The sequence below is a fragment of the uncultured Oceanicoccus sp. genome, assembly GCF_963968385.1.
Taxonomy (GTDB): domain Bacteria; phylum Pseudomonadota; class Gammaproteobacteria; order Pseudomonadales; family Dasaniaceae; genus Oceanicoccus.
On record NZ_CAXAHB010000062.1, the window covers coordinates 1 to 9,675 of the forward strand.

Genomic DNA, 9,675 nt, shown 5'->3' on the forward strand with positions numbered 1-9,675 from the left:
GGCGAAGAGCCTTCTATGGAAGATATCAAACGCTGCATCCGTAAGGGTACTATCGCTTTGGACTTCTTCCCGACTTACTGCGGCTCTGCTTTTAAAAACAAAGGTGTTCAATTAGTGCTGGACGCCGTTGTTGATTATCTGCCAAGCCCAACCGAAGTTGACCCTCAACCGCTTACTGATGAGGTGGGTGAACCTACGGGTGAAGTAGCCACTGTTTCTGCCGATGAGCCACTGCGCGCATTAGCCTTTAAGATTATGGACGACCGTTTTGGCGCGCTGACCTTTATTCGTATTTACTCCGGCGTTTTGAATAAGGGTGACACCATCCTCAATGCCTTTACTGGCAAAACCGAACGTATTGGCCGTATGGTTGAGATGCACGCTGATGAGCGCACCGAATTGAGCACAGCTCAAGCGGGCGACATTATCGCCGTGGTAGGTATGAAAAATGTTCAAACGGGTCACACATTATGTGATGCGAAGAAACCATGCACTCTTGAGCCTATGGTCTTCCCTGAGCCAGTAATCTCGATTGCGGTATCACCGAAAGATAAAGCCTCTACCGAGAAGATGGGCGTTGCTATTGGCAAAATGGTAGCTGAAGATCCTACCTTTGTGGTTGAGACTGATGAAGACTCGGGTGAAACCATTCTTAAAGGCATGGGTGAATTACACTTGGATATCAAAGTCGATATCCTGATGCGTACCTATGGCGTTGAGCTTGAAGTCGGTCAGCCACAGGTGGCTTACCGCGAGACCATCACTCAGGAAACTGATGACAGCTACACCCACAAGAAGCAATCTGGTGGTTCCGGTCAGTTCGGTAAGATCGACTACCGCATTAAGCCGGGCGAGCCCGGTTCCGGCTTTGCGTTTTCTTCTTCTGTTGTGGGCGGTAATGTACCCAAGGAATTCTTCCCAGCGGTTGAGAAAGGCTTCAAAGTGATGATGGACGAAGGTCCTCTGGCTGGATTCCCCGTGCTGGATGTTGAAATTGAGTTATATGATGGTGCATACCACGCCGTTGACTCCTCGGCAGTCGCGTTTGAAATTGCAGCGAAAGGCGCTTTCCGCCAGTCCATGCCTAAAGCTGGCCCACAGCTGATTGAACCAATCATGAAGGTTGATGTGTTCACGCCAGACGATCACGTGGGTGACGTTATTGGTGATTTGAACCGTCGTCGCGGCATGATCAAAGATCAGGAAGCCGGTACGACTGGCGTTCGAATCAAAGCTGACGTGCCACTATCGGAAATGTTTGGCTATATCGGGCACCTGCGTACGATCACTTCCGGTCGCGGGCAATTCTCTATGGAGTTCTCACACTATATGCCTTGCCCTAACAGTGTTGCTGAGCAGGTTATTGCTGAAGAGAAAGAGCGAAAAGCGGCCAAGTAAGCGGCTTTTCATCTGCAATAAAAAACCCCGACGGTTTCGGCCTTCGGGGTTTTTTATTGCCCACCTATTCAATAGGGACGGGCTTAACCGTGGCTATTTAACAATCACGATTTGTGATGATAATCCACGCAAATCGCCACCTCATTAGTCGCTCCCAAAATAACTGGGACACGCTGGTGAATCTGTTCCGGCTGTATATCCAAGATAGGGCCCGCATCGGTATAAGCCGAACCACCGGCCTGCTCTACCAACATAGCCATCGGGTTGGCTTCATACATTAAGCGCAGTTTGCCCGGCTTATTGGGCTCTCTATTATCCCAAGGGTAAGTAAACAGGCCGCCGCGACACAGGATACGATGCACATCCGCCACCATCGCCGCCACCCAACGCATATTGAAATTCTTTTTACGAGGGCCTTCGCTACCGGCCAACAGATCTGCAATATAACGCTGCATAGGTTCTGCCCAGTAACGCTGGTTGGACATATTAATGGCAAACTCTTGGGTGTCTTCGGCGATAGTCACTTGCTCGACGGTCAACACAAAGTCACCGGCGCTTTGATCAAGGGTATACATTTGTACACCATCGCCTGTTGAAAGCACTAACATCACTGAGGGGCCATAGAGCACATAACCCGCCGCAACCTGATGACGACCGGGCTGCAAAAAATCCTGTTCACTGACAGTATCAGTGGCAGGCGCCTCGAAGATGGAAAAAATCGTTCCCACCATACTATTGATATCAATATTGGAGGAGCCATCCAAAGGGTCAAAAGCCACTAGATAACCGCCTTTGTCATGACCCGCAACAATGCTTTGTTCTTCTTCAGAGGCCAAGGCTCTGACCGTGCCGGATGCCAGCAGATAATCTTTTAATAAGTCGTTAGAAATAACGTCCAACTTTTTCTGGGTCTCACCCTGCACATTCTCTTCACCCGCTGAGCCCAAAACGCCGGACATTGCGCCCTGTTGCAGGCGTATGGCGATATCCTTACAAGCCACGGCAAGCACATCAAGCAGCGAGGCTAGCTCTGGTGGGGTGTTACTTTGTTGAAGCTGATGGCTCAGGTACTGCATATTTGTTCCTTCTTATTGAGCTAGAATAAGTTGAGCTGAAATAAGTTGAGCTAGAATAAGTTAAACTGAAATAAATTGTTTTCACCTACGCGGCAATAACGCGGCAATTAATCACGCTAACGGTTAAGTCGATTCTCAATCAACTGATCAACCACCGATGGATCAGCCAGTGTCGAGGTATCGCCCAACTCTAGCTCATTGGCGGCGACTTTTCTAAGAATGCGTCGCATAATTTTTCCCGAACGGGTTTTCGGTAAACCCGGCGCCCATTGAATTAAATCCGGCTTGGCAATCGCCCCGATTTCTTTGACACACAAATCAACCAATGCTGCCATCAGTTCGGCGGACGGTTTTTGATCAGACATCAGTGTGACATAAGCATAAATTCCCTGCCCTTTAATATCGTGGGGGTAACCCACCACAGCTGCTTCTGCCACCGCATCATGCAAGACTAAGGCACTTTCAATTTCAGCCGTGCCCATGCGATGCCCCGAAACATTTAACACATCATCAACACGGCCTGTTATCCAATAATAACCGTCTTCATCACGACGGGCGCCGTCGCCAGTAAAGTAATAGCCTTTGTAGGTACTAAAATACGTATCGATCATCCGCTGATGATCACCATAGACACTGCGGATTTGGCTAGGCCAAGACGCCTTAATCGCCAGATTACCTTCACCGGCGCCTGTCACCTCATGACCATCGTTATCCAATAAGATCGGCTGCACACCAAAAAACGGTCGGGTAGCAGAGCCCGGCTTTAAGGCGGTAGCCCCCGGCAACGGTGTCAACATATGTGCACCGGTCTCGGTTTGCCACCAAGTATCGACAATGGGGCAGCGAGCATCGCCGACCACCCGGTAATACCACTCCCATGCCTCAGGGTTAATCGGTTCACCCACTGTGCCTAACAACTTGATTGAACGACGGGAAGTACGGGTAACAAATTCATCGCCGACACCCATTAACGCCCGAATGGCAGTAGGCGCGGTATAAAAAATATTCACTTGGTGCTTATCGCAAATTTCCCAACAGCGGGCAGCATCGGGATAGGTCGGAATGCCTTCAAATAATAAGGTGGTAGCACCATTGGCCAATGGGCCATAGAGACTATAAGAGTGACCCGTTATCCAACCGACATCCGCAGTACACCAAAAAATATCACCTTGATGATAATCAAAGGTGTATTTAAAGGTCATGGCTGCCTGCAATAGATAACCTGCCGTGGTGTGCAACACGCCTTTGGGCTGACCGGTCGAGCCTGAGGTATAAAGGATAAACAAGGGGTCTTCAGCATCCATTAACGCCGGTTCACACTGATCAGAAACTTCAGCCACCGCTTGGTGATACCAAATATCACGCCCTTCGGTCCAGACTATATCGCCACCGGTGCGCTGCACCGTCACAACGGTATGAACATTGGGACAAGACTGTAACGCCAAATCGGCATTGGCCTTTAGCGGTACCAACTTTCCGCCACGAACGCCTTCATCTGCGGTAATTAAGGTTTGGCAATCAGAGTTTAAAATGCGGTCTTTCAGCGCCTCTGGCGAGAAACCACCAAACACCACCGAGTGGATAGCGCCAATACGGGCACAGGCCAACATGGCATAAGCCGCTTCAACCACCATCGGCATATAGATACAAACACGGTCGCCTTTTTTAACGCCGCGCTGTTTTAAGACGTTGGCTAACTTGCAGACTTGCTGATGCAGTTCGCGATAGCTGATATGTTTAGCATCATCAGGATTATCGCCCTCCCAAATAATGGCGGTTTGGTCAGCCCGTGTTTGCAAATGACGATCAATACAGTTGTAAGCAAGGTTTAACTTACCGTCAATAAACCAGGCCGCCTGACCTTTGACAAAGTCGTATTCACTGACTTTGCTCCAACGCTGATCCCAGCTTAGAAAATGCTCGGCCTGCTCGGCCCAAAATTGATCGGGGTTTTCAATAGATTGTTGATACATCTGCTGGTATTGCTGCTCATTGATATGTGCGTTGGCAGCCAACTCGATCGCAACCGGATAGGTATGTGTTTCACTCATAAGTTCATTTCTGTGTTTTTATTGGAGAACTGTTGCGGTTAACAGCAGCAGGGTAGCGTAATTTTGTCACGGGCGTCTAGGCCCTGCGGGGGTGTGAAAATTTTAGTTGGCTGTCAACATACCCCAATCCTGACTGGGATTGAGTGTCAAGGTGACATTGTCGATCAAGCGGGGGGTGCCGAGTTTAGCGGCAGCCAGAATCACGATTTGCTCTGTCTCACCGGTGACTTCACGCAAGGTTAGCGCATCGCGAACAGAAAAATAGTCCGGCTCAAAGCCAACATTCTTCAACGCTTCAGTACAGTAATCTTCCAACTCCTGATAACTATCAAAACCGCAGGCAATAGCTTCACGACACTCTAATAATGTTTGATGCAAGGCGGGAGCAATGGTGCGTTGCTCTTCGGTTAAAAAACCGTTGCGTGAACTTAATGCCAGACCATCAATATCGCGGGCGGTTTCTTCACCGATAATGTCGATTGGCATGCAGAGATCTTTGACCATTTTTTCAATAATGGCCAACTGTTGAAAATCTTTTTTACCGAAAATAGCAGTGTCCGGCTGCACAATTTGGAACAGCTTATTAACCACCGTGGCAACACCGGCAAAATGACCCGGACGACTGGCGCCACAGAGGGTGTCGGACAAGTCAGGGACCACCACCAGTGTTTGTTGATCCATACCCTCCGGATAAATCTCTTCAACATCTGGATAGAGCAGATAATTCACCCCCTCAGCGAATAACTTTTCTTTATCAGCTGTGAGAGTGCGTGGATAGTTATCTAAATCTTCATTGACGCTAAATTGCAATGGATTAACAAAAATACTGACAACCACAACGTCAGCCACCTGCTTGGCTCGACGCACCAATTGAATATGGCCTTCGTGCAGATTGCCCATGGTGGGCACAAACGCTATGCGCTTACCATTGAGCTTATCTTGGGAAATGACGTTTCGTAATTGTTTGCTTTTGCTGAATGTTTTCATTTCACTCAACTTTCCACCGTATTTAGAGCCTAACCATTGATCAGCAGATGCAAATGGCCACTCTGTTCACCTTCATCTACACCTACATCTACACCTACCAAAGGCAGGACTTTTTCAGCCCGAAAGCCGCAACGCATTGTGCAATGGCTGCTCACTAGTCCAGAGGCGGAGAAGTATGCCCGAATCATTAGGGGGGATCAATAATCCAAAGGTGAAAAATCATACAAATTTGTTACAAAAAGAAGCATTCAAAATAGGTAACAAATCAGGCTTTTTAGTGCTCAACGGACCAAATAATAGCCAAGTAGGCTGACTACGCCATTCTATCGTCTGCAGCTAGCTGAAAGTGTGTTCCGCCGATGGAAATGAACCATCTTTGACCGCATCGTTATAGGCCTTTAGGGCCGATTGCACGCTGTCATTTTTCGCCAGAAAGTTACGGACAAACTTCGGCTTATGGTCAGATAAACCCAGCATATCGTACAATACCAAGACTTGGGCATCAGTGACTGCCCCAGCTCCTATACCAATAACCGGAATGGTCAGTGCTGCGGTAATCTCGGCAGCCAATGCTGAGGGGATACATTCCAATACCAACAAGCTGGCGCCTGCCGCTTCAACGCGTTTTGCATCTGCCAATATGGCCGCGGCTTGATCAGTATCACGCCCCTGCACCTTAAAACCACCAAACGCATTCACCGATTGCGGCGTTAAGCCAAGATGCGCGCACACCGGAATACCGCGCTCGGTCAGAGCTGTGACGCTCTCAAGCAGCCACCCACCTCCCTCCAGCTTTACCATATTAGCGCCAGCTCTCATCAGGGCTGCTGAGTTAGTGAGTGTTTGCTCAAGGGTGCTATAAGCACCAAACGGCAAATCGCTAATGATCAGCGGGCTATGGCAGCCACGACTGATAGAACCGGTGTGGTAGACCATATCGTCAATGGTTACTGGCAAGGTGCTGTCATGACCTTGTAATACCATACCAAGAGAATCACCCACCAGAATAACTTCTACGCCAGCCGCTTCAATCAAGCCGGCAAAGGTTGCATCGTAGGCGGCTAATACAGCGAATTTCTCGCCCGCTGCTTTGTGCGCCTGTAAGGTAGTGACCGTAACTTTGCTCATAACATAACCTGTCAGATAAAGGTGGGGTTAAAGTAATGGCGCCCACTGCGAATTTTAAGCAGATAGTCGACCAGCTGTGCATAATCATCCTGACGATTAATCACATCCAGCTCATCGGCGTTAACAATTAATAACGGCGCATCGTCGTAATAGAGAAAAAACTCACTGTAGGACTCGTTGATCGATTCCAAATACTCTCTGGCAATGCGTTGCTCGAAATTAATGCCGCGGTTTTCGATGCGCGAGCGTAGTACGTCTACCGATGCCTGTAAATAGATCACCAAGTCGGGTTTGGGCGCATCGATGGTTAGCTGCTGATAGACCTTTTCATACAGCTGGTATTCATCTTCATCAAGATTGAGCCTGGCGAACAATCGATCCTTTTCAATCAGGAAGTCAGAAACCCTGACCGGCTCGAAAATATCACCCTGACGCAGATCCTGAATTTGCTGGCTACGCTGAAACAGAAAAAATAACTGGGTCGCCAGTGCCGCATTCTTTTGGTTTTGGTAGAAACGTTCAAGAAAGGGATTTTCTTCTGCATTTTCCAATAGCATTTGATAGTTAAAGGTTTCGGCTAATTGCTTGGCCAGTGTGGTCTTGCCCACACCGATAGCGCCCTCAACCGCAATAAAGCGAGGAGGCGTACGATCCTTTAAATCTATAACCGTTTGGATTGAGTCCTTACTCAAAGGGAATCTCCGTGACTTAGGCACTGAGCGTTTAACGCTATCATTGTTATCCACGCGCTATTGTAGGCCAAGTTCATGGTGTAACCAAACACAAACCCTGCATACCTACACGAGCCAGTTGCTGCTTTAAGCTGACACCACCGGCCAACACCAAAGCTGGCGCTAGGTCATACAAAGGGCGCAATACAAAATTACGCTCAAGCATACGCGGATGAGGCACCACCAAATCGGGCTCATTAATTTGCCTATCGGCATACAGCAATAGATCTAAATCTAAGGTTCTAGGGCCCCAACGCTGCAGGCGTTTACGTTGTTGCGCGTTTTCAATCGCTTGCAACAATCTTAAGAGATCCAATGGCGACTGTGAGGTATCAAGCTCTGCCACACCATTGATATAATCTGGCTGCTCGGGACCTACAGCGACACTGTGATACCAGGGAGAGACCGCCTTCAGTTCGGATTCAGGCAGCACCTTAAGCGCCTCTACCGCTCTTTCCACTTGCAACAAAGGTTGCTCAAGATTACTACCTAGGGCGACAAAACAACGCTGCATAGTGATTTATTCGGACAGAGACGTGGTGTGATTACGACCGGGCTTGTTGCGGGAACGGCGAGGTTTACTGTTTTTGTCCTGCAGATTTGCCGTCATGGCGACACGTTGATCGGGGCTGCGATTTTGGTAATCGGTCCACCATTTGCCTAGGCCACCCGTGTCCTCACCAGCCTGCTCTCTTAGTAATAGAAAATCATAGGCCGCTCGAAAACGACGATTCTCCATCATCCGCTCCGCCTTGCGACCGCCGCGCCTTGGCAAGCGTAATTGCAGCTCCCAAATTTCTCGCATGGGCATGCCAAAGCGTTTGGGGATGGAGGTGTGCTGCTGCTGTAAAGACACCACTTCCTGTCCGGCCTGATGCATGGCCGGCACGGCGGGCACGCCCTGCTTAATCAATTGCTGCTGACGCAGAGTAACGGCGGGCCAGAGCAGTGCAGCATAGATAAACGCCGGTGTTACCGGCTTACCCTGACGGATACGTGTATCGGTATTTTCTAAGGCCTGCATCACTAGGGTATGAAAGTGCTGTTGCTTAAGATAGGGCTGAATTTGGGGAAACAGCGGCTCGAACAAACCAAATTCCTGCATCAATTCATAGACATCCACAGCCTTGCCGGACATAAATAATTTCAGCACTTCATCAAACATTCTTGCTGCGGGAATATCAGCCAAAGAAGACGCCAGCTCATAAATCGGTGCTGCGGTTTGCGCTGCAATTTCGAAATCTAATTTGGCGGCAAAGCGCACGACTCTGAGCATCCGTACCGGATCTTCGCGATAGCGGGTTTCAGGGTCGCCGATCACCCGAATAATTTTATCCTCAAGATCATGTAAACCACCAGTGTAATCATAAACCGAAAAATCAGCGGTGGTGTAATAAAGTGCGTTAATGGTTAAGTCACGGCGGATAGCATCTTCTTCTACCGTACCAAACACGTTATCTCGCAACAGCATGCCGCTTTGAGCACGGGCGGATTGCTGGTTTTTCGGGCGCCGGCCTCTGGCGCTCTCTTCGGTTTGCTGGTGGCTACCGCGGAAGGTGGTCACTTCAATCACCTCTCGCCCAAACCGGACATGCACGATCTTAAAACGACGGCCAATAATGCGAGAGTGCCGGAACAGCCTGTTTACCTGTTCGGGAGTGGCATTGGTGGCGATATCAAAATCTTTGGGTCGCCCGCCTAACAATAAGTCTCTAACACCGCCGCCAACGAGCAAACCTTGATAACCGCCCTTGTGTAAAGCGCTCATCACTTTTAAGGCGGCATCGCTAATATGCTTGCGAGAAATACTATGCTGGTCGCGAGGAATGATATAAGGATCAATCAAGGCTGGATCAGTCAGGTCAATATCATCGCTAGCAGTACCCTTGCCAAGCACGGTTTTGACCCGCTTAATTGTGTTGGAAAACAATTTTGCCATACTAACTTTAAAACTCTACTCCTAAATTCTGCCTTTTAGGCCCTAACTAATCGCTAAAAACAGCCACTGAACAAAGTGGTGGATAGTACCACAGATAAGTCTAATCAGTGGCCTGATCTGCATGGCCACGGCGAATGATACGCAGGCAAGACAAAACCATGCCGGTAAAATTTGGGCCAACCATTAATGCAATAAAGATAAACAGCGGTGCAGATCGTTCAAGGTGGGGTTTGATAATGATGAAGGGAAAACTAACGCCTTCCCCCATCCAGGTCTCATATTTTTTTTATTATTACTACTTTTTTTATTATTGTGACCCGATACAGCAGATATCATGCCAAAAAAGAATATCTATATATAACAAT

At 48.7% G+C, this 9,675-nt stretch carries 9 protein-coding genes; 2 read left to right on the forward strand and 7 right to left on the reverse strand.

Annotated features, from left to right (window positions below; all coding sequences use genetic code 11):
* Nucleotides 1-1,398, forward strand: a 1,398-nt coding sequence (locus AACP44_RS07170; RefSeq protein WP_339339795.1) for an elongation factor G, incomplete at its 5' end; no start/stop codon positions are given.
* Nucleotides 1,399-1,502: 104 nt separating this feature from the next.
* On the opposite strand, the gene AACP44_RS07175 is transcribed toward AACP44_RS07170, so the two are convergent.
* The 3 genes from AACP44_RS07175 to panC form a co-directional block, all read right to left on the reverse strand.
* Nucleotides 1,503-2,474: a class 1 fructose-bisphosphatase gene (locus AACP44_RS07175; protein ID WP_339339796.1), complete on the reverse strand. Its 972-nt coding sequence runs from the start codon at nt 2,472-2,474 to the stop codon at nt 1,503-1,505.
* 116 nt (nt 2,475-2,590) lie between these two features.
* Nucleotides 2,591-4,525: an acetate--CoA ligase gene (gene acs, locus AACP44_RS07180; RefSeq protein WP_339339797.1), complete on the reverse strand. Its 1,935-nt coding sequence runs from the start codon at nt 4,523-4,525 to the stop codon at nt 2,591-2,593.
* 102 nt (nt 4,526-4,627) lie between these two features.
* Nucleotides 4,628-5,512, reverse strand: a complete 885-nt coding sequence (gene panC / locus AACP44_RS07185) for a pantoate--beta-alanine ligase (protein ID WP_339339798.1) — start codon at nt 5,510-5,512, stop codon at nt 4,628-4,630.
* A 175-nt stretch (nt 5,513-5,687) separates the two neighbouring features.
* Here panC and AACP44_RS07190 point away from each other — a divergent pair, with 175 nt between their 5' ends.
* Nucleotides 5,688-5,825, forward strand: coding sequence for a hypothetical protein (locus AACP44_RS07190; protein WP_339339799.1), 138 nt, complete (start codon nt 5,688-5,690; stop codon nt 5,823-5,825).
* A 23-nt stretch (nt 5,826-5,848) separates the two neighbouring features.
* Here the strand turns inward: AACP44_RS07190 and panB are convergent, their stop codons facing one another.
* From panB to pcnB, 4 genes are all read right to left on the reverse strand, one after another.
* On the reverse strand, nt 5,849-6,640 hold the full coding sequence (panB, locus tag AACP44_RS07195; protein ID WP_339339800.1) for a 3-methyl-2-oxobutanoate hydroxymethyltransferase: 792 nt from the start codon (nt 6,638-6,640) through the stop codon (nt 5,849-5,851).
* 11 nt (nt 6,641-6,651) lie between these two features.
* Entirely contained in the window at nt 6,652-7,332 is a 681-nt protein-coding gene (locus tag AACP44_RS07200; RefSeq protein ID WP_339339801.1) for a deoxynucleoside kinase, read from the reverse strand.
* 73 nt (nt 7,333-7,405) lie between these two features.
* Complete coding sequence (folK, locus tag AACP44_RS07205; RefSeq protein WP_339339802.1) at nt 7,406-7,885, reverse strand: 2-amino-4-hydroxy-6-hydroxymethyldihydropteridine diphosphokinase; 480 nt, start codon at nt 7,883-7,885, stop codon at nt 7,406-7,408.
* A gap of 6 nt (nt 7,886-7,891) precedes the next feature.
* Nucleotides 7,892-9,310 (reverse strand): polynucleotide adenylyltransferase PcnB, encoded by a 1,419-nt coding sequence (gene pcnB, locus AACP44_RS07210; RefSeq protein WP_339339803.1) that lies wholly within the window; start codon nt 9,308-9,310, stop codon nt 7,892-7,894.
* Nucleotides 9,311-9,675 lie beyond the last annotated feature (365 nt).